Origin of the sequence: Arthrobacter sp. SRS-W-1-2016 (assembly GCF_002009585.1) — a bacterium.
Lineage (GTDB): Bacteria > Actinomycetota > Actinomycetes > Actinomycetales > Micrococcaceae > Arthrobacter > Arthrobacter bambusae_A.
Window position 1 is genome coordinate 261,033 of record NZ_MTPV01000067.1, and the last position, 19,650, is coordinate 280,682.

The following is a 19,650-nucleotide window of genomic DNA, read 5'->3' on the forward strand; positions in this document are numbered from 1 at the left end:
TCCCCAGCGGCTCCCACGTCTCGCTGCGCTCAACGCGGGGCCCTCGCCGCCGTGGGCCCATCCAGCGGCTCCCACGTCTCGCTGCGCTCAACGCGGGGCCCTCGCCGCCGCGGGCTGCAAGCGCCACCATTAGAATGGACAGATGACCACTACCGTCGGCCCCGGCACAGCCCCCGGCACCTATTCAGCCAGCAACACAGTCACAGACGCAGGCTTAAAGGGAAAAGAACGGACGGACATCTCGGAGCAGTCGTCCACCGACCTCCTCAGCGCCGCTGACATCCCTTGGAACCTCGTGATCTGGAACGATCCCGTCAACCTCATGAGCTACGTGAGCTACGTCTTCCAAAGCTACTTCGGCTATTCCGAGGCAAAATCCAACAAGCTCATGCTTGAGGTCCACAAGAAGGGCCGGTCCATCGTGGCGTACGGTGGCAAGGAACAAGTGGAGCAGCACGCGGTTGCCATGCACGGCTATGGTTTGTGGGCAACAGTTGAAAAGGCAAGCAGCGGCGACGGCCGGGGACGCAAGGGCGGCGCACGTGGCTAAGGCTTTCAAGTACGGACTCAAAGGCATCACCGGCTACCTTGAGCCCGCCGAGCGCGATCTCCTGCGCGGACTCCTGGATGACGTCATTTCAATGCTCGAGCCGGAGCTGTCGAGGAACGAAGATCCCCTGACGGCCTTGATCGGCCTGGACATGGACGTCAAGGAACCGTCCGACCGAGCCCTTTTGCGGCTCTTGCCGAACGTCATGAAGAACGACGACGCCGCGTCCCTCGAGTTCCGCCAGCTCACCGAGCGCTCGCTGAGGGAAGGAAAAATCGGCGCACTCCGGGCCGCCGCGATGGGCCTGGACCGAAACGAGCTCGTCCTCACCCCGGAGGAGGCGAAGCTCTGGTCCATGGCCCTCAACGATGTCCGTTTGGTGCTGGCGGAGCGCCTCGATATCCGCGACGAAGCGGATGCCGACCATGTCCACGCCATGCAGGACTGGTCCCAGGCCGAAGACGTAGAGAGCTACCTGGCGCTCGTCTACAACTTCACGACGTGGCTCCAGGAATCGTTGGTCCAGGCCATGATGACCTCGATGGACCGGAAGCCCTGAGTGGAATTGCCGGGCCTTGTGGGCCTCCGTGTGACAAAACAGACACGAGGCCCCCGCCACATGTCATGGCTGCAGCACATGCCTTGGCTTATTCTTCTAGAATCATGAACTCAGCATCGGACCCGGTATCGGGTGGGGAGAGCGCCGCCGCCGCGCGGGAAGCACAGCGCAAGCCGGATTCGCTGCGCAAGCCGGATTCGCTGCGCAAGCCGGAATCACTGAACAGCCAGGCACACAATCCCTTGCTGGGATCACGCCCCATCGGTGTCTTCGATTCCGGTGTCGGCGGACTGACCGTGGCACGGTCCATCATCGACCAGCTGCCCCATGAGTCGATCATCTATGTGGGGGACACTGCCAACGGACCGTACGGGCCGCTGCCCATCGCCGAAGTCCGGGCCAATGCGCTTGGCGTCATGGACGAGCTCGTGGACTCCGGCGTCAAGCTCCTGACCATCGCCTGCAACTCGGCCTCGGCCGCGGTTTTGCGCGATGCCCGCGAACGCTATACGGCCCGTTACGGGATTCCCGTCATCGAGGTCATTCAGCCCGCAGTCCGCCGCGCGGTGTCCGCGACAAGATCCGGCCGGATCGGCGTCATCGGGACATCCGCCACAGTGGGTTCCCGGGCCTACGAGGACACCTTCGCCGCGGCGCCGGACCTGACGATCACTTCGGTGGCCTGTCCGGAATTCGTGAGTTTCGTGGAAGCCGGCATCACCACCGGTCCCGAGCTGCTGGCCGCGGCCCACGAATACCTGGAGCCGCTCAGGGACGCAGGCGTGGACACCGTGGTGTTGGGCTGCACGCACTATCCCTTGCTCACCGGCGTGATCTCCTTCGTCATGGGGGAAGACGTCACCCTTGTGTCGAGCGCCGAGGAGACCGCCAAAGACGTTTACCGCGCCTTGGCCACCCACGGGATCCAGCGGACCGATCCCGGTGTGCCGCGGCACGACTTCATGGCCACAGGCGACGCTGTCCAATTCGAAACCCTGGCGCGCCGTTTCCTCGGCCCGGAGGTCCTGTCCGTACGCCACGTGGACCACGTGGCCGCCCAATACCCGACCGGAAGCCTCGCGCGGATCACTCCGGAAATGTTGGAGGCCGCCCGCGCCGGCGGCCAGCATGCGAGGACGTCCAATTTCGTTGATCCTGCAGCATTCACCATGAACGAATTCGGCGCGGCCCGCGGGGGCCGCATCCAGTGAAACTGACCATTGTTGGCTGCACGGGTTCCTTCCCCGGTCCCGGCTCTCCGGCGTCGTGCTATCTGCTGACGGCGCACGACGGTGAGCGCCAGTGGAAGATCGTCATGGACCTTGGCAGCGGTGCCCTCGGGGCCATCCAGCGCTACACCGACCTCGAAGATATCGACGCCATCTTCCTGACCCACTTGCACCCGGACCACTGCATGGATCTCTGCGGACTGCATGTGGCCGTCCGCTGGAAGCCGGGTGGCTGGGGACGGGACAGGATCCCCGTCTGGGGTCCCGCCGCGACAGCAGACCGTATGGCCACCGCCTACGGTTTGGAGTTGGACCCGGGAATGCACGAGGAATTCGACTTCAGCAACTGGAGTGAACGCCAATCCGTTCAACTCGGGCCGTTCACCGTGACACCGTACGCCGTGAACCACCCGGTGGAAGAGGCCTACGCCTTGCGCGTGGAGGTCACAGAGCCGGACAAAGACGGCAAAGCCGTGAGCCGGGTCCTCACGTACTCGGGAGACACCGACTCGTGCACCGGACTCGAAGACGCCGCCCGCAACGCCGATCTTTTCCTGTGCGAGGCCGCTTTCGAAGAAGGGCGGGACGACGACATCAAGGATGTGCACCTTACCGGCAAACGGGCGGGCCAGGCCGCGACGGCCGCAGGAGCCCGACGCCTCCTGCTGACCCATATCCCGGTCTGGACATCGCAGACCAAAGTCATGGCCGAGGCGCGGCCCGAGTTCGCCGGCGATGTCGCCGTCGCGGTTGCAGGAGTCCACTACACCGTCTGAAGGCCACCGCCCGACGACGGGATCCGGCCGCGTCGTCCGATGGCGCAGTCCAACTGTGCTGTCCGGCGAGGGCCACGGGATCGCTAAGCTTGCAGTATGACTTCCGAAGCCACATCTGTCCCCGTCATCCGTGCCGACGGCCGCACACCCGATCAACTCCGTCCCATCAGCATCACCCGCGGCTGGTCCAAGCAGGCCGAAGGTTCTGCCCTGATCGAATTCGGCAACACCCGGGTGCTGTGCACGGCTTCCCTGACCGAGGGCGTTCCGCGCTGGCTTAAGGGCGAAGGCCGCGGCTGGGTCACGGCCGAGTACGCGATGCTGCCGCGGGCCACGAACACCCGTTCCGACCGTGAGTCCGTCAAGGGCAGGATCGGCGGACGCACGCACGAAATTTCGCGCCTGATCGGCCGCTCGCTGCGTTCCATCATCGACACCAAGGCCCTGGGCGAGAACACGATCGTGCTGGACTGCGATGTCCTGCAGGCCGACGGCGGCACGCGCACCGCCGCGATTACCGGCGCCTACGTGGCGCTCGCCGAAGCGATCCGCTTCGCCCGCGAGAACAAGATGATCGCGAAGAACGCACAGCCGCTGATCGACACCATCGCTGCGGTTTCCGTGGGAATCATTGATGGGATCCCGATGCTGGACCTGCCGTACGTCGAGGACGTCCGCGCGGAAACCGACATGAACGTGGTGGTCACGGGCTCCGGCAAGTTCGTTGAAGTGCAGGGCACCGCGGAGGGAGCCCCCTTCGACCGCGACGAACTGAATGCCTTGCTGGACCTTGCCCTCATCGGCACCGGCGAGCTGGCGGCAATCCAGCGCGAGACCCTGGCCGAGGCCCCGTGAGCGGGTCGACCACGCCGCGGCTCGTTCTCGCCACCCACAACAAGGGAAAACTGCGCGAACTCCGGGAACTCCTCAGGGGGCAAGTGCCAGGACTCGACGTCGATACCCAAGTGATCGATGCGGCCGCAGCCGGCGCTCCCGATGTTGCCGAGACCGGCGTCACGTTTGCCGAGAACTCCCTCCTCAAGGCACGGGCCGTGGCTGAAGCCACAGGTATGGTGGCAATCGCCGATGACTCGGGACTGGCCGTGGACGTCCTCGGCGGAGCGCCGGGCATCTTCTCGGCCCGCTGGTCCGGCCGGCACGGTGACGATGCCGCCAACCTTGAGCTCTTGCTGGCGCAACTCTCCGATGTCCCCGACGCCCACAGGGGAGCCGCGTTCGTGTGCGCCGCGGCGCTCGCTGTACCGGCCGCCGTCGACGGCGGGGCGCGCGAGGTGGTCGAGTACGGACAGCTGGAAGGCATTCTGTTGCGCGAACCGCGCGGCGCGGGCGGATTCGGGTACGACCCCGTGCTGCAGCCCGAGGGGCTGGACCGCAGTTGCGCGGAGCTGAGTTCCGAGGAGAAGAACGCCATCAGCCACCGTGGCAAGGCGTTCAGGGCGCTGCTGCCGGCCATCGTGGACGTCCTGCGCTAAAACTCCCGCCCGGCATTAACCGGAAAAGGCACCCCGCAACTGCAGGGTGCCTTTCCTATAAGCCAGCGGGTCTAGCGCTCGCCGTGCTTTCCGGCTTCGCTTCCGTCGACGAACTCCTCGGTGGGTTCCGCGCCCCGGTCCGCGGCCTTGCGCTTTGCCAGGATGCCGCGGAGGACCTCGACGGCCACGGGGACCACTGAGAGCAGCACGATGACCACGAAGATGATGTCCAGGTTGTCCCGGACCCACGGGACCTTGTCGCCGAGCAGGTAGCCGAGCAGCGTGACGCCGCCGCCCCAGAGCGCCGCCCCGATGACGTTGAAAATGAAGAACTTGCGCTTGTCCATCTGGGCGACGCCGACAATCACCGGGACGAAGGTGCGGATGATCGGAACGAAGCGGGCAAGGATCAGGGCCTTGCCACCGTGCTTTTCGAAGAAGGCGTGCGCGCTCTCGACGTTCTCCCGCTTGAACAGCTTGGAATCAGGCTTGTTGAAGATGGCCGGTCCGGCTTTGGAGCCGATGAGGTAGCCGCTCTGGTTGCCGATGATCGCAGAAACGACGATGAGGGCGGCAAGAGCCCAGATATTGAACTTGATCGTGTCCGTGGCGACGAGGAGCCCCGCGGTGAAGAGCATCGAGTCGCCAGGCAGGAAGAAGCCCACCAGGAGTCCCGTTTCGGCGAACACAATGCCGCACACGAGCAGGACTACCCATGGGGCCAATGCGGGGTCGGCCAGGAAGACCTGGGGGTTCAGCCAGTCGGGGAGGAGCGCGGACATATGCGGCTGCACCTGCCCTGCACCCCCCAAAGCGGATACGGCAAAGTCGTTCATCGCAGAAAGGGTCACCCTTCAAGGGTACGGGACAACCGCCGTCGGGCCCTTGAGACTGTGCCTGGGGGTGTCTGACAGACACTGCCACCAACCGCCCGACATGCGTAGCGTGGTGGACGTGGAGAGAAGAGACGAGAACTTCTGCGTCCGCAGCCAACTGACCATGAATGACGAGGAAGAACTTTTGATGCGCGACGTAGCTATTCCCAGGACAGCGGCGACGGTCGCTCCTGCGTCAGCTCCGGTGTTCCCGTGGGGCGGTCTCCTGATCCTCGCCGCAGCAGGCTTCACCGCAGTGACTACGGAACTCCTCCCGTCCGGGCTGCTGCCGCAGATCAGCCGGGACCTGGGGGTAGACGAATCGGCCGTTGGCTCCCTGACGGCCGCTTATGCGGCAGTCATCGTCTTCACGGCCCTTCCCCTGTCCAGGCTCCTCGGCGGACGAGTCCCCCGTAAGGCGTTGTTGATCGGCACCGTGCTCGCGTTCGCGCTGAGCAATGTCCTGTTGGCGTCGAGCCCGAGCCTGGGATTGGCAGTTGCAGCAAGGCTCCTCGGAGGCGTGGCCCACGGGATGCTGTGGTCAAGCATGGCCCCCTACGTCGCCAGGATCGTTCCAGCGCGCTCCGTCGGAAAAGCAATGGCTATGGTCTTCAGCGGTAACAGCATCGCGCTGGCCGTCGGCGCCCCGATCGGCACGCTCATGGGCTCGGTCCTCAGCTGGCGCGCCTCCTTCCTTATCCTGGCCGGAGTTGGCGCGGTTCTCGCGTTCCTGGCTATTTGGTTGCTTCCTGGCGCCCCCGACGAGGACAGTACTACGACGCCGACGCTCCGCGGGGCGCTGAAGCTCCCCGGCGTGATCGCGGTGGCCACAGCCTGGCCGCTGTTGCTTTTGGGCCACTTCACCCTCTTCACCTACATCGCGCCGTTCCTCCATGTCTCCGGCCTGCCGGATGCCTTCACGGGCATTTCGTTGTCCGTGGTGGGGGTCGCCAGCCTCGTGGGGATCTGGATTGCCGGCCTCACTGCGGATTCCCATCCGCGGCGCTCCCTGATTTCCGCGGTCGCCCTGCTGGTGCTGGCCTTCGGCCTCTTGCCGCTGCTTGGCGGCACGTGGGTGGGTGAGCTCGTGCTTGTGACCGTGTGGGGAACCGCCTTCGGGGCCGTCGGCATCTACAACCAGGCAGCAATCCTTCGCGCCGGCGGAGAGCACAAGGACGCCGCGAACGGCTTGACCGTGGTGACCATTCAACTAGGCATCGCCGTCGGCGCCGGATATGGCGCCCTGGCCCTGACTACTGTCGGCGCCCTGTGGGTGCCGCTCGCTGCAGCCGTCCCGACGGCGGCAGCGCTCGCAATCATCCTGGCCAGCCGCCGCGGCGGCTACCCCGCCGGTCCCCGGGAGAATAGGCCCCGCTCCATCGCGAAGCGCGGGCGCTAGGCCTCGACAGCTTCCTCCGGCGGGGCTACCTTGGGCGCATGAACGAAGAGCGTGCGCCAAGGCGCCATGGGCGGGAAGAGGAAGGGAAAGCCCGGGACAAGGCGGGCAAGACTATCCCGAGCGAAAGCCCGGGCAGCAAGGTGGACCCGGACTTCATCCCGGATGAAAGCCCTGAAAACCCTAATGAAGAGCGCGCCCGGGAAACCCCCGAAGAGACCGGAAGCTGATTCTCCGGACAGGCATCCGGCAGCTGACCGCGTGATGCCGAAAGACCCCGTTCCATCATGTGTTCAGTTCCATCATGAGGGGCGGTAGTTCGTCGGCAAGTTCCCGGGCGAGGTATCCGGGGCTTCCTTTCCGGCTGGCCAGCCTGTCCCCGGCTGCGGCATGGAGGTGCGAACCCCAGCAGGCTGCCTGCGCATCCGTCGTTCCGCGGGCCCGGAGTCCGGCGATGGTGCCGGCCAGGACGTCTCCGCTACCGGACGTTCCAAGTCCTCCGGAACCGGTGGTGATCTCCCAGCAATCCGTGGACCCGGCTGTATCCGCCGGGCCGGTGTTCCGGGGTTGGACAATGACGCCCTGGCAACTGACCACCGCCTGGTACTGGTGGGAGACTTCGGCGATGTCGTTGCGGATGTCTTCAGGATCCCGCCCGAGGAGCAGGCCCAACTCGGTCAGGTTCGGAGTCAGGATGAGATGACCGGCCCATGGCTGGATATCAGGCAAGAGTCCCCTCAGGACCCCCAGTGCGTAAGCGTCGAGGACAATCGTCTGGCTCCCGTGGATCCGTTCCTTGACTGCAAGGTTCCGCAGCAGTTGGGCCGTCTCGTCCGCGTCATCAAAGCCAGGCCCGATCAGCACTGCTTCCGCTGATTCCAGTTCCGGCTGCAACGCCTCGTGGGCTGTCGAACGGACGGAGCCGGAGGACGTTTCGGGCAAGCCGATGACGCCTGCCTCAGGCAGGGCCACTGCCAAAGCAACGGCCGTGGATTCAGCAACGGCAAGCGTGAGGCGGCCCGCACCGGCACGAAGCGCGGCGGTACCGGCGAGGAGGGCGGCCCCCGGTGTTTTACGGCTCCCACCTACGACCAGCACCGTCCCCCGATCGAGCTTGTCCGAACCTGGTGCCGGCAGCGGCCAGCTTCGCAAAAGGGTGGGGGTTACCGGGATAGCCGGCAGGTCACGGACGGACATCGGCGTCGCTTCCGTGCTCGGTGAGCGTGACTCCTTGCTCCAGGAGATGGTCTGCGATATTGAAGCTCTCCAGCGTCCAGGGGCCGTGACCCTCGGCGCGGATATACCGAGTAACGGAAGCGTTCAGAATAGTGTTTGTGCCGGCTATATCCAGCAGTTCCTGTTCGGAAAGCCCCTCCAGAAGGTACCGGAAAAGCAGGATGACGGCGTCATGGCCGACCACGAGGACCCGTTCTCTTCCGGAGATCTGTTCAAGATCGGAGAGAAAGCTCCGCAGCCGCAGCGCGACATCGGTCCAGGACTCGCCGCCCGGAGGCCTGTAGTAGAACTTCCCCAACCATCGGCGACGCCGGGCCTCATCGGGCAGCCTCAGCTCCACTCCCTTGGCGGTCAGCATGTCCAGGACGCCAAGCTCGCGGTCCCTGAGCCGGTCATCCACGAGGAGCGACACCTTCCAGCCCGCCGCCCCTACGACCATTTCCGCGGTGCGACGCGCCCGGGCGTACGGGGAGCACAAGACCACGTCCGGGCACTGCGACGGTGGGAGCCGGCTGAACGAACTACCGAGAGCGGTAGCCTGCTCGTAACCGAGGGGGGACAGGTCGACGTCGGCATCCCGCGCCGGGACATCAATGACTTCCGCGCCGGACAGTCCAGCCTTCGAGGCTGCTACGTTTCCCAGGCTCTCCCCGTGACGTACCAGGATCAGCTCGACGGCTCCATGGCCGGATAGTGCCCGCATGCTTTCGCTCACAAGAATCTCCTTCGTCGAGACAGGGACCGGACTGCTTCGGTGTCGCCCCGATCGCCATACGGTCATCGGCGTCACCGGAGGACGGCGTCTAGCCTAGTTCGGCGCCGCGTCCTTCCCTTGGGTCTATGCTACTGCTAAGCATGCTTATTATTCCGGATGCTTGAGTTGACATGGGGAGGAGCAAAATGAACGTCCTGATCAAACTACTTGGCCTGGTTGTGGGCATGGGTGCCGGAGTGGCGGCGAACAAGGCCCTGGAGGCCATCTGGAGCAAGTCCACCGGGAAGCCCGCGCCGAAGGATGCAACCAATCTGGAGGACTCCCTGCCCGGGGTGGTGCTGTTCGCCTTCGCTGGGGGCGCCGTAGGGGCGGTCATCCACGTCCTGACCCAAAGGACAACCAAGAAGGCGTTGATCAGGCTGCAGGAGACGGCGGACGAGGTCTGAACGTTTGCAAGTGACAAGGCCAACAAACCCCCGCTGCGCCATGCGGATCCTTTTGCACCTGTAACCTTGACCAGTGGCATTGGACTTTACGGCGATCGACTTTGAGACTGCGAACGGCTTCAGGGGTTCTCCGTGCTCGGTCGGCCTCAGCAAGGTCCGCGGTGGCGTCGTGGTGGAGGAAGCTTCGTGGCTCATGCGGCCTCCGGTAAACCATGACCACTTCGAGTACCACAACACCCGGATCCACGGCATCCGCGCCGAGGACGTCGCCGGGGCTCCACGCTTTGGCGAAGTCTTCCCCGAAATCGGCGCTTTCATCGGCGACGATATCCTTGCCGCCCACAATGCGGCATTCGATCTCGGCGTCATCCGTTCCGGGCTCGAAGTTTCCGGTCTGCCGGGCCCCGCTTACGAGTACGTCTGCACGGTGATGTTGTCGCGGCGATGCTACTCCTTGGTGTCCAATTCCTTGCCCTACGCGGCGGAGGAGGCCGGCGTTCCCCTCGTGAACCACCACGACGCCGCCGAAGACGCCCGGGCCTGCGCCGGAATCCTGGTGGACATCGCGCACCGGAACAACGCCAACAGCATCGCCGAGCTCTACTTGTCCCTCGGCCTGGCCATACCCCGGCAACAGGCTTTCCAGCCCGGAGACGGACTTTCCAAGCAAACCCTCGCCGCGCTCGCGGCCGTCGGTGGAGGGCGCAGCGCGGTCGCTGGCGGGTCCGGCGTCGGGAATGGCTCCGGCCAGCTTGGACGCGCCTGGGGCAATTGGCCTGAAGAAGGCGACAACCCGGCGCCCAACCCCGCAGCGGAACCGGGCCACCCGCTCTTCGGGCAGACAGTCGTTTTCACCGGCGAGCTTGCGATGGCCCGGCCGGAAGCGAAACAGCGGGCAGCGGAGATGGGAGCGAGCCCGGAAAGCCGCGTGACCGGAAGGACAACGGTGCTGGTGGTAGGCGACGGCTTTGTTGCCGGCGATCTCCGGAACGGCCGCCTCACGGGCAAAGCAAAGCGTGTCCTTGAGCTGCACAGCCGCGGCCAGCAGATCGAGGTTCTTTCCGAGGGTGAGTTCCTGCAGATGGTCGGCGGACGCTAGCCGCCGCAAAATTCACACGGAGCAACAAAGCTTCCTGTTGTGTTGCAGCGCTCCTAGCCTTGAGCCATGACGCAGGGAAAACAGGCCGATACCGCAGGGTTCACCGCAGCTCCGGCAGGCGGCCGATGGCGCGCCGCCTTCGCCTTCCCCAATCCGGTCAATGAATATGCCGCCAGGATCACGGCCGGGCTCGTGGTTCTTGCGGCAGTTGCCACCCTCGTGAGCGGCCTCGGTGGGGGACTCGTGCTGATCGCGGCAGGGTTCTGGCTGCGGGTGTTGTTCGGGCCGAGGATCTCGCCGTTCGCTGTGCTATCCGTCAAATTGCTGGCCCCCCGGGTGGGGCCGGCCAAGCTTGTCCCGGGGCCGCCCAAGCGATTCGCCCAGGGAATCGGCGCTGCGCTCAGCACGGCGGCCGTGGTCCTGTTCTTCGCCGGTTTCGGCTTGGGTGCCTGGATCCTGCTCGCCTTGCTGATTGTCGCGGCGTCCCTTGAGTCGTTTGCGGGATTCTGCTTGGGCTGCGCCATTTTTGGTTTCCTGCAGAAGCACGGACTCATCCCCGAGGACGTCTGTGAAGCGTGCAACAACATCGCGCTTCGCCGGGTTTGACGCGCTCATTGGCTTTGAGCCTCCGGCCGCCTAGCCCACGGTGACGGCGATAAGCCGTTGCGCCATGCCACCGATGACGTCGGGAGCCTCAAGGGCTTCAAGCCAGTCGGAGGGCAAGGCCCCTTCGCCATGGAACGCCCCGAGGATATTGCCCGCGATCGACGCGGTGGAGTCACTGTCACCGCTGTGGTTCAGCGCCACGGCTATGGCCTGGCGGAAATGGGCGGCTGGATCGAGCTGAACTCCGGCGGTGGCGCCGGTTGCCAGCACCGCGTAGAGTCCGACGGCGAGTGCCTCCTCCGCCACCCAGCCCTCGCCCAGGTGCGCCGTGAGTTCTTCCGGGCCGAGCAAGGTGCCGGCCGAGGACAGCTCCAGCGCCTGGCGGAGCCGCTCGAGGAGTTCGGGAGCCGCGTCGGGCAATGCCGACACCACGCCCAGGGCATGTTCGGCCGCGGTCCGTGGATCGGAACCCGCCGTCAGTTTGTGTACGAGGACGCTGAAGGCACCGGCACTTTGCCGGGCTGAAGGGTGTCCGTGGGTCAAGGATGCGGCATCGGTGCTCAGCTTGTAGACAGTGGCTTCGGAAATGTGCGGGACCAGGCCGAAGGGAGCGGACCGCATGACCGTGCCGCAGCCCTTCGATTCCGGATTGACGGGCCGAAATTTGGTCCCCATCTGGCCCGTGGCGAGTCCGCTCAGGCAGGCCTTGCCCGGATGCCTGCGATGCCGGAGGACCTCCTGGCTGTCGATCCACCGCGGTTGGGGAACAGGGGCTGACGACGGCAACGCGACGCCCTGGGTCGCGAGCCATCGCAGGTAGGCCAGCCAGAGGCACGCCGTTTCATCCGCCGCTACGCCGTCGTTGGCCCATTCGAGGGCCTCCACGATGCCGTCGACGGTGTACAGCGTCATCTGGGTGTCGTCCGAAAAGTGGCTGCCGCCGTCGAGCTGGCCGAAAGAAGTGAGGCCTGCGGCGCCGAAGCGCGAACGGATGGTGGCGACGTCGTCGAACTCGACGGCGTAGCCAAGCGAATCGCCCAAGGCACCACCCAGCAGGCACCCGCGGACCCGGGACTCGAAGGATGGCACGGCGGAGGGGGACGGTTCAGCACTCATAGTGGTAATTTACCGTGGCTGCTTCGTCGGTCTTCACCTGCCCGCTGATACGGTGGCTCGTGAACCAGGAGACAGTGATGGGCGCAGATGGAGGCGGCGATGCGCAACGACCAGGCGTTGCCGTTCTCACGGGTCATGCTGCTCATGACCATCGTGGTGGCCGTGGCCGCCTTCACCTTTGCCGTGCTGATCCTGGTGGCGCGTTGACCGTTGAATCCAGGGATCCGGGCCTGCAACCGGAGCGCACCATGCTCGCCTGGCGCCGGACCCTGATTTCGCTTCTGGTGGTAGATCTCTTCATCTGGCGCAGGTGGCTGTCGGCAAAGTCCGGTGCGGGGCAACTTCCCACGGGAATACCAGGGCTCGACTACCAAGGAATCTGTGCGTTGACGGCCGCAGCCGCGACGATCGTCCTGGGCTTCGTTGTCTGGGTCAGATCCCACCAGTTGCACTATGGTGCCGAGGAAGCCTCGGCTGTCTTGATGATTGCAAGCGCCCTGTCCATCATCGCGCTCGCGTGCGCTGCGGTCGCCGCAATCGCGTTGGGCGGCTAGGCTCGGATTCAGGAAGCGTCCAGACTGGGCTGACACGATGCTGCGGGGCAAGGATGCGGTCCGCCGCGTGGCGTTGCCCTGGCTGGAGCATTCGCCTCCGCAAAAGACAACCCGAACTTCGAATTAAGGAATCCCTCGAGATGACCACGACTGTGTCCATTCCCTCCTCCCGCGGCCCCGGGCTCCTTGCCCGGTCGTTCGCTGAAGCTCTGGGGACGCTGTTCCTTGTGGTTGTTGGCTTGGGCGTGCTGATCTTCATCAACCCCCAGGCGGTTCCGATGCCGGCCTCGCTGGCGAGCGGCCTGACTGTCGCCGCGGCCATGCTTGCTTTCGGTTACCTGTCGGGCGGCCACTTCAACCCGGCCATCACGGTTGGCCACCTGGTTGCCGGCCGGATGAAGCTCGTTGATGGGGCCGCATACGTGGGGGCCCAGATTGTGGGCGGCCTCCTGGGCGCTTTGGCGCTCTTCGCCGTCGTACGGACTGTGCCAAATATCCCGGATAGCCGAGCCGTCTTTGAAACCTCGACGTCGGGTTTCGGTGCGCATTCTCCCTTCCAGGTTCCCGTGACCGGTGTGATGCTCGTAGAGGTCCTCGGCGCTGCACTCCTGGTGGGGGTCTTCCTGGGGGTAACCGCCCGGCGCAATCCCAGCAAACTCGCCGCGCCGTTCGCAGTCGGCCTGACCGTCGCAGTCCTGCTGCAGCTGGGTCAATCCACCGGAAATCTTGCCTTCAACCCGGCCCGTGCCACTGCGTCCGCCGTCTTCAGCTCAAGCTGGGCGGTGGAGCAGCTCTGGCTCTTCTGGGTAGCCTCGCTGGTGGGCGCCGCGATCGCAGGCCTCATCTTCCGAGGGTTCGGCGAGTCCGCTCCGGCAGCCGTGGCTGATGCCGGAGAACCCGCAACGGGTGACGTCGAAGAACCGTTGCCATCCGACGCCTGGGACGAAAAGTCCGACGACGACGCTGACGCGGCTCTTCCGGAAAGTGCGGCCGAAGTTTCCACCCCGGCTGCCGAAGCCCCCGCCGCGGCACCCGTCGAAGAGAAGCCCGTCGTCGACCCGGCCCGTGAATTCTTCGATGGCAAGCGGGGCTGACGCAGGTATTCAGTTGCCGGGAACGCCCAGTTACGGCCGGTGCCGCCGCGCCGCACCAATAATGTCAGTGCCTCCGCTTAGCGTGAAAACATGAGGCTTTTGCACACGTCGGATTGGCATCTTGGACGATCGTTCCATGGCGTCGGGATGCTCGATGCCCAGCGCAACTTCATCGAGCAGATGCTGGCAGTCATCCGCGAGCAGTCGGTGGACGTCGTCCTGATTGCGGGCGACGTCTACGACCGCGCCCTCCCTGGCCTGGATGTCGTCAAGCTTCTGGACGACGCCCTCGTGCGCATCACGGACGCCGGGGCCAAGGTGGTGCTGACAAGCGGCAACCACGATTCCGCGATCCGCCTCGGGTTCGCTTCACGCCTGCTGGAGCGCGGAGGAGTCCATTTGAGGACCCGCGTGGAGGACCTCGCTTCTCCCGTCCTGTTCCCCTTGGATAGCAACAGCGACAGCAAGGACAACGCAGCTCAGGCCGGCGCGCCGGTGCTCGCCATCTACGGCATTCCGTACCTCGAACCGAGGCTTGTTTCCGAACGGCTCGGCACTCAAACCGCGAGTCATTTTGACGTCACCCAAGCCGCGGTGCAGCTCATCCGTGAGGACATTGCCCGGAGAAGCGAAGCAGGGCCGGTGCACTCCGTGGTGTTGGCACACACCTTCGCGAGCGGCGGCATTACCTCGGACAGCGAACGCGATCTGAGCATCGGCGGTTTGGGGGCGGTGCCCCTGGATCTCTTCGATGGCTTCGGCTACACGGCCTTGGGGCACCTGCACGGGCGCCAGGAACTTTCGGAGCACGTCCGGTATTCGGGTTCGCCGCTGGCGTACTCGTTCTCCGAAGCCAAGCACCGGAAGGGTGCATGGTTGATTGACGTCGGCGTCGACGGTGTTGAGGGCGTCGAGGAAGTCCTGTGGACAGCGCCCCGGGAGCTGGCGATCCTCCGCGGGAAGCTTGCGGAGCTCTTGGAGTCGGAGCAATATTCCTGGGCCGAGACTGCGTATTGCCAGATCACCCTCACAGACTCAGCGCGGCCGGCGCAGGCCATGGAACAATTGCGTGCCCGGTTCCCGGACACCCTGGTGCTGGGCTTTGACCCCGAAGACGCCGCCGGAAGGGTCAAGGCCAGCTACAGCAGCAGGCTTGCCGAAGCCGAGGACGATCTGGGTGTGTGCTGCGGCTTCCTCGACCATGTGCGGGGAAGGCCCGCTGACGAGACCGAACTTTCCGCACTTCGTGAAGCCTTGGAAGCGGTCCGGCTGGAAGGAGCAGAGCTGTGAGGATCCACCGACTCGACATTGAGGCATTCGGGCCGTTTGCCGGACTTCAGTCGATTGACTTCGACCAGTTGGGGGCCCAAGGTTTGTTCCTCTTGAACGGTGCTACGGGTGCAGGAAAGACAAGTGTGCTCGACGCCATCTGCTTTGCGTTGTATGGCTCCGTGCCGGGCGCCCGCCAGGATGGCAAACGCTTGCGGAGCGACCACGCGGAGCCGGCTGCGGAGCCGCTGGTTGTCTGCGAATTTTCGGCGCGGGGCAGGCGCTTTGAGGTTACCCGGTCCCCGGCCTGGGACAGGCCAAGCGCCCGTGGCCGCAAGGGCTTCACCACCCAGCAGGCCAAAACCCTCCTGCGCGAACGGGTCAACGGCTCGTGGGAGGAAAAGACCTCGCGCAACGACGAAGCCGGCATGGAAATCGGTGATGTCCTGGGGATGGACCGGGAACAATTCACCAGGGTTGTCATGCTCCCGCAGGGAGACTTCGCGGCCTTCTTGCGTTCCAAAGCATCCGACCGGCTCGATCTTCTGCAGAAGCTCTTCGGAACCCAGCGCTTTGAAGCGATCGAGCAACAGTTGGCACTCCAGGCAAACGCCGCGCGCGCGCAAGTGGAGGACAACCGGAACGTCCTGGAGTTGCTCGTGCAAAGGGCGGAGTCGGAGTACGCCCAACTTGGCATTGAAGAGGCCGACACGGTGGATCTTGATGGCCCAGGATCCAGTGGGCCCGCGCCTGAACTCCGGCTCGGGAACCTTGAGGCCCTGGCCCGGGCCGAATCTTTGGCGCGGCAGCAAGCCGCCGGCACTGCCGATGCCATCCGGCTTCAACTGGCAGACAAGCTCACCTCCGCCCGGGAACGGGTCCAACGGCACGCGAAGCTCGACGCCGCCACGCGACGGCGCGAAGTGCTCTCCTCGAGCGCGGGCGAAGTGCGGGAAACCCGCGAGCGGCTTGGGCGCCACCGGAAAGCCGCCGTCCTCGGCGGACAGCTCGACGCCGTAGACCGGGCCACGCACGCCCTCGGCCTGGCGGGCTCAACGGCAGAGTCGGCGACGGCGAAGCTTCGTGCCGCCGCCCTGGACCCAAGCGACCCCGGCACGTCCCTCGCCAGGATCCACGAGACGATGGCGGTCGTGGAAGCCCGGATCGGGGACGAACAAAAGCTCGAGGACATCACTGCCAGGCTGGACGCACTCACCTTGGCGGCAGGGCAGCGCGAGTCGGCCAAAGCCGAACGCGCCCTCGCTTTGGCCGGTCTCCGTGGCGAGGCAATTGCCTTGGAGGGTGAACTGGCCCCGCTGGAAACGGCCGCTGTGGGGCTGCCCGTCCGCGAAGGCGAAGCAGCAGCAGCAGGGAACACCGTCAAGACCGTAGCCCGTTACACCATCGCCCGGGATTCCTTGGCCGCGGCAGTGAAGCGCCACGCGTTGGCCCGGGCCCTTTCCCAGGACCTTCGCCAACTCTGGCTGGATCTCCGCGAGTCCCGGCTGGCCAATGCCGCCGGCGAGCTCGCCGCAAAGCTGCGGGATGGCGACGCCTGCCCGGTGTGCGGAAGCGCCGAGCACCCATCGCCGGCAGCTGCCGGGCTCACCGCGCTGGCACTTGCCGAGGAAGAGCAATCCGCCCACGAACGCTATGACGCGAGCGAACACGAACTGCTTCAGGCCTCGGCCGAGCTCGCGTCCGCCGAGCAGGAAGTCGCCGTACTCGCCGCCCAGGGCGGAGACATCGATCCGAAGGAAGCTGCTGCGGCGGAGGCGCGGGCCAAAGACGCCCTGGCTTCGGCGCGTTCCGCCGTCGAAGGGTTTGAACGGGTCAAGGCAGACCTCGCTCGCACCGCGGAGCGTATTTCCCGTTTGGAGGAGGAACAACTCCGGGAGGACACTGCAGCGGCTCAGGCCGAATCCACCATGGTTCTGCTGGACGAGCAACGTGCGTCCTTGGACGCCATGCTTGGCGGTCTCCGTGATGGCTTCGACACGCTACGCAGCCGGATAGAGGCATTGACCGCGCAACGCGATCTCCTGCAATCGGCTGTGGCCGCGGGCGTCCAGCTGGAACGTGCCCGGGACGCTGTGGATGATGCATCCACAGCTTTGGACCGCGCCCTTTCGGCGAACGGGTTCGAGACCGCGGAGGCTGCGCGGCGCGAAATCCTCGACGAGCAGCACGCCGCCAGGCTTGAGGAAGACATCAGGGCCGCCGAGACCGAGAACGCGCGACTCGCGGAACTCTTCGAATCCGAGGACCTCGTGCTCGCCGCAAAGGAAGCCCAGATCGGAGAGGTGCCCCTGACCGCGGTCGAGCTTGCCGCCCTCGAACAGGAGGCCGGACAAAGCGAAGAAACGGCCCGCCGTTTGGCTCTATCTGCCGGGCTGGCCGCACGGACCGTGACCAGCCTGGCCGCGATCCGCTCGCAGTACGAAGAGGCTGCCGACTCCGGGCGCGGCCCCCGCGAACGCGCCCGGGTTCTCAACGGGCTCGCCGAAACCGCCAGGGGGTCAGGCGACAACGGCTACAACATGAGCCTCAACAGCTATGTCCTGGCCGCTCGCCTTGAACAGGTCGCGGCTGCCGCGTCGGAGCGGCTTATCGCCATGAGCGATGGCCGGTACACCCTGCAGCACACGGACGCCAAGGCTGCCCGCGGCGCGAAATCGGGCCTGGGCCTGGAAGTCGTGGACGAGTGGACGGGCCAGCGGCGGGACACCGCCACGCTGTCCGGCGGGGAGTCGTTCATGGCTTCGCTCGCGTTGGCCCTCGGGCTCGCGGATGTGGTCCAGCACGAGGCCGGAGGTGTGGACATCGAGACCTTGTTCGTGGATGAGGGCTTCGGCAGCCTTGACGAGCAATCCCTTGAGCAGGTCATGGATGCGCTCGAAGGACTGCGCGACGGCGGCAGGGTAGTGGGGCTTGTCAGCCACGTTGCGGAGATGAAGCAGAGAATCGGCAGCCAGTTGCAAGTGACCAAGAACCGGAATGGCTCCACTGTGCGGATCGTCGACGCTGCGGCGGCCTGACAATGCCGGTTTGAGCCGCTCCCGCGGGACCCGGCCCGCTGGAAAAGGCACAGCCGTCCGCTAGACTTGGAGGGTTACACCGGGTCGCGCGCATCGGGAGGAGGGACGATGCGCACCATTCAGCGAACCCGGAATCATGAACTCCTTCCCACAGAACTCCACGGCGAACACCGCACTGCAGGCTGCCTCTTCCGTTCCAGCCGCGCCCCCGGCCGAGTCCCCGAAAGTCGCGCCCGCGAAGGCCGCGCCCCGTCGTTCGCGTCTGCCTGGCCGCTTCGCCCGCCTGCCTGAGCTCGCCGGCCGGAACTTCCTGCCGTTGGGACTCTTCGCAAGGCTGCCCCTCGCCATGCTGACTGTCGGCACCCTCACCCTCGTCACGGCCGTCAGCCATTCCTACGCCATCGGCGGCCTGGCCGCGGGAGCCGTCGGTATCGGATCGGCCTTGGGAGCGCCCGTGCTCGGTTCGCTCGCTGACCGCTCAGGGCAGCGCCCGGTCCTGCTCGTAGCCGCGGCTGTCAATGCGGTGACAGTCATCGCACTGCTCGTTGCCGCGTACCTGACGCCCGATTTCAGCACCCCCACGGACGCGGCCGCCATTTTGCTGACGGCGTTCCTGGCCGGAGCGAGTTGCCCGCAGGTGGGGCCCATGGCCCGTGTCCGGTGGATGGCGCTGACTGCCGGGAACTTGAATCCACGGAATCCGAACACTGGAGTCGGGGCGAATCCCACGGGTCACGGAAGTGTGGCGTCCAGCCGCGCAGACCTGGATACCGCTTTGTCCTACGAGGGCACCGCGGACGAAGTCACTTTCGTCCTGGGTCCGGCGCTGGTCGGCATTCTCGCCAGCCTCGTGGCCCCTTGGCTTCCGCTCGCATTGGCGGCCGTCCTGACAGCAACTCTCGTACCGGCCTTCGCCGTCCATACCTCGCAATTGGCTGTGGTGCCGGCAAAGCGCAAGGCGCGCACCGGCGTCGTGAGCATCCCTGCCGAGCGGAAGTCGGGTGCCTTGGCGTGGCTGAAGGTCGCCGTTCCTGTGCTGGCCATGGTCTGCATGGGAACATTCTTCGGTGCAACCCAGAATGCGTTGAGCGCTTACTCCGCCCAGTTCGCCACGGCGGAAATTGCGGGACTGATGTATTCCGTCATGGGCCTGAGCTCCGCCGTCGCCGCGCTGTCCGTTGCCTATTGGCCGCGGCGCTTCGGCCTGGCCATCCGTTGGGTGCTCGCCGCGGCCGCGATGACGGCCTTCTCTCTGCTGTTGTTCCTCCCCGCTGGGATCTGGCCGATGGTCATCGTTCTCTTGGTGCTCGGAATCCCCGTGGGACCCGTCATGGTGACCGTCTTCAGCATCGGGGGAGTCGTGGCTCCGGCAGGTCGGATGGCAACCGTGATGACCGCCCTGGCGAGCGGCATCGTGGCGGGTACTTCGTTGGGCGCCTATCTTGCCGGCCAGTTGGCCCAGACGCAGGGTCCGGGCGCCGCATTTGTGGTGTCGACCGCTGCTTCGGGCGCGCTTCTGGTGCTCGGCATCGTTGCAGGACTGGTCCTTCGGCGCAAGCCAAGCCCCCAGCACTAACGACGCCCGCTCACTTATGGGCC

Annotated in this window: 20 protein-coding genes; 16 read left to right on the forward strand and 4 right to left on the reverse strand. The window is 65.6% G+C overall.

The genetic code is table 11. From position 1 onward, the window contains the following. The first annotated feature begins 142 nt into the window (after positions 1-142). The 6 genes from clpS (at position 143) to rdgB (ending at position 4,607) form a co-directional block, all read left to right on the forward strand. Positions 143-550, forward strand: a complete 408-nt coding sequence (clpS, locus tag BMF89_RS18405; protein ID WP_078108496.1) for an ATP-dependent Clp protease adapter ClpS — start codon at positions 143-145, stop codon at positions 548-550. Further along, positions 543-1,109 (forward strand): DUF2017 domain-containing protein, encoded by a 567-nt coding sequence (locus BMF89_RS18410; RefSeq protein ID WP_078108497.1) that lies wholly within the window; start codon positions 543-545, stop codon positions 1,107-1,109. Before clpS ends, BMF89_RS18410 begins: the two co-directional genes overlap by 8 nt. 104 nt (positions 1,110-1,213) lie before the next feature. Further along, positions 1,214-2,320 (forward strand): glutamate racemase, encoded by a 1,107-nt coding sequence (murI, locus tag BMF89_RS18415; protein WP_253190883.1) that lies wholly within the window; start codon positions 1,214-1,216, stop codon positions 2,318-2,320. Further along, the gene (locus tag BMF89_RS18420) at positions 2,317-3,114 is read left to right on the forward strand and encodes an MBL fold metallo-hydrolase (RefSeq protein ID WP_078108498.1); all 798 of its coding nucleotides are present in this window, start codon (positions 2,317-2,319) and stop codon (positions 3,112-3,114) included. The genes murI and BMF89_RS18420 overlap by 4 nt, the downstream gene beginning before the upstream one ends. Positions 3,115-3,210: 96 nt before the next feature. Next, positions 3,211-3,969 carry a ribonuclease PH gene (rph, locus tag BMF89_RS18425; protein WP_078108499.1) on the forward strand — a complete coding sequence of 253 codons (759 nt, stop codon included), beginning with the start codon at positions 3,211-3,213 and terminating at the stop codon, positions 3,967-3,969. Then, on the forward strand, positions 3,966-4,607 hold the full coding sequence (gene rdgB / locus BMF89_RS18430; protein ID WP_078108500.1) for an RdgB/HAM1 family non-canonical purine NTP pyrophosphatase: 642 nt from the start codon (positions 3,966-3,968) through the stop codon (positions 4,605-4,607). The genes rph and rdgB overlap by 4 nt, the downstream gene beginning before the upstream one ends. A 71-nt stretch (positions 4,608-4,678) precedes the next feature. Here the strand turns inward: rdgB and BMF89_RS18435 are convergent, their stop codons facing one another. Next, on the reverse strand, positions 4,679-5,443 hold the full coding sequence (locus BMF89_RS18435; protein ID WP_078108501.1) for a VTT domain-containing protein: 765 nt from the start codon (positions 5,441-5,443) through the stop codon (positions 4,679-4,681). Between the two features lie 118 nt (positions 5,444-5,561). Here BMF89_RS18435 and BMF89_RS18440 point away from each other — a divergent pair, with 118 nt between their 5' ends. Both BMF89_RS18440 and BMF89_RS21760 read left to right on the forward strand, forming a co-directional pair. Then, entirely contained in the window at positions 5,562-6,881 is a 1,320-nt protein-coding gene (locus BMF89_RS18440) for an MFS transporter (RefSeq protein ID WP_253190884.1), read from the forward strand. Between the two features lie 38 nt (positions 6,882-6,919). Continuing rightward, a complete protein-coding gene (locus tag BMF89_RS21760) occupies positions 6,920-7,108 on the forward strand; it encodes a hypothetical protein (protein ID WP_139359731.1) in 189 nt (62 codons plus the stop codon). Positions 7,109-7,163: 55 nt separating this feature from the next. On the opposite strand, the gene BMF89_RS18445 is transcribed toward BMF89_RS21760, so the two are convergent. Continuing rightward, complete coding sequence (locus tag BMF89_RS18445; RefSeq protein WP_078108502.1) at positions 7,164-8,075, reverse strand: NAD(P)H-hydrate dehydratase; 912 nt, start codon at positions 8,073-8,075, stop codon at positions 7,164-7,166. Further along, entirely contained in the window at positions 8,062-8,817 is a 756-nt protein-coding gene (locus tag BMF89_RS18450; protein ID WP_078108552.1) for a histidine phosphatase family protein, read from the reverse strand. Before BMF89_RS18450 ends, BMF89_RS18445 begins: the two co-directional genes overlap by 14 nt. 197 nt (positions 8,818-9,014) lie before the next feature. On the opposite strand from BMF89_RS18450, the gene BMF89_RS18455 reads away from it, so the two are divergent. From BMF89_RS18455 to BMF89_RS18465, 3 genes are all read left to right on the forward strand, one after another. Then, complete coding sequence (locus tag BMF89_RS18455) at positions 9,015-9,275, forward strand: DUF4235 domain-containing protein (RefSeq protein ID WP_078108503.1); 261 nt, start codon at positions 9,015-9,017, stop codon at positions 9,273-9,275. A 73-nt stretch (positions 9,276-9,348) separates the two neighbouring features. Beyond that, on the forward strand, positions 9,349-10,374 hold the full coding sequence (locus tag BMF89_RS18460) for an exonuclease domain-containing protein (RefSeq protein WP_078108504.1): 1,026 nt from the start codon (positions 9,349-9,351) through the stop codon (positions 10,372-10,374). Positions 10,375-10,440: 66 nt separating this feature from the next. Beyond that, entirely contained in the window at positions 10,441-10,980 is a 540-nt protein-coding gene (locus tag BMF89_RS18465; RefSeq protein ID WP_078108505.1) for a DUF4395 domain-containing protein, read from the forward strand. Positions 10,981-11,010: 30 nt separating this feature from the next. On the opposite strand, the gene BMF89_RS18470 is transcribed toward BMF89_RS18465, so the two are convergent. Next, on the reverse strand, positions 11,011-12,096 hold the full coding sequence (locus BMF89_RS18470; RefSeq protein ID WP_078108506.1) for an ADP-ribosylglycohydrolase family protein: 1,086 nt from the start codon (positions 12,094-12,096) through the stop codon (positions 11,011-11,013). 203 nt (positions 12,097-12,299) lie between these two features. On the opposite strand from BMF89_RS18470, the gene BMF89_RS18475 reads away from it, so the two are divergent. The 5 genes from BMF89_RS18475 (at position 12,300) to BMF89_RS18495 (ending at position 19,627) form a co-directional block, all read left to right on the forward strand. Beyond that, the gene (locus BMF89_RS18475) at positions 12,300-12,650 is read left to right on the forward strand and encodes a DUF202 domain-containing protein (protein WP_253190885.1); all 351 of its coding nucleotides are present in this window, start codon (positions 12,300-12,302) and stop codon (positions 12,648-12,650) included. A 140-nt stretch (positions 12,651-12,790) separates the two neighbouring features. Further along, a complete protein-coding gene (locus BMF89_RS18480; RefSeq protein WP_078108507.1) occupies positions 12,791-13,744 on the forward strand; it encodes an aquaporin in 954 nt (317 codons plus the stop codon). 90 nt (positions 13,745-13,834) lie between these two features. Beyond that, positions 13,835-15,034 carry an exonuclease SbcCD subunit D gene (locus BMF89_RS18485; RefSeq protein WP_078108508.1) on the forward strand — a complete coding sequence of 400 codons (1,200 nt, stop codon included), beginning with the start codon at positions 13,835-13,837 and terminating at the stop codon, positions 15,032-15,034. Next, a complete protein-coding gene (locus tag BMF89_RS18490; RefSeq protein ID WP_078108509.1) occupies positions 15,031-18,051 on the forward strand; it encodes an SMC family ATPase in 3,021 nt (1,006 codons plus the stop codon). Before BMF89_RS18485 ends, BMF89_RS18490 begins: the two co-directional genes overlap by 4 nt. A gap of 136 nt (positions 18,052-18,187) precedes the next feature. Next, positions 18,188-19,627, forward strand: a complete 1,440-nt coding sequence (locus tag BMF89_RS18495) for an MFS transporter (protein ID WP_253190886.1) — start codon at positions 18,188-18,190, stop codon at positions 19,625-19,627. Positions 19,628-19,650 lie beyond the last annotated feature (23 nt).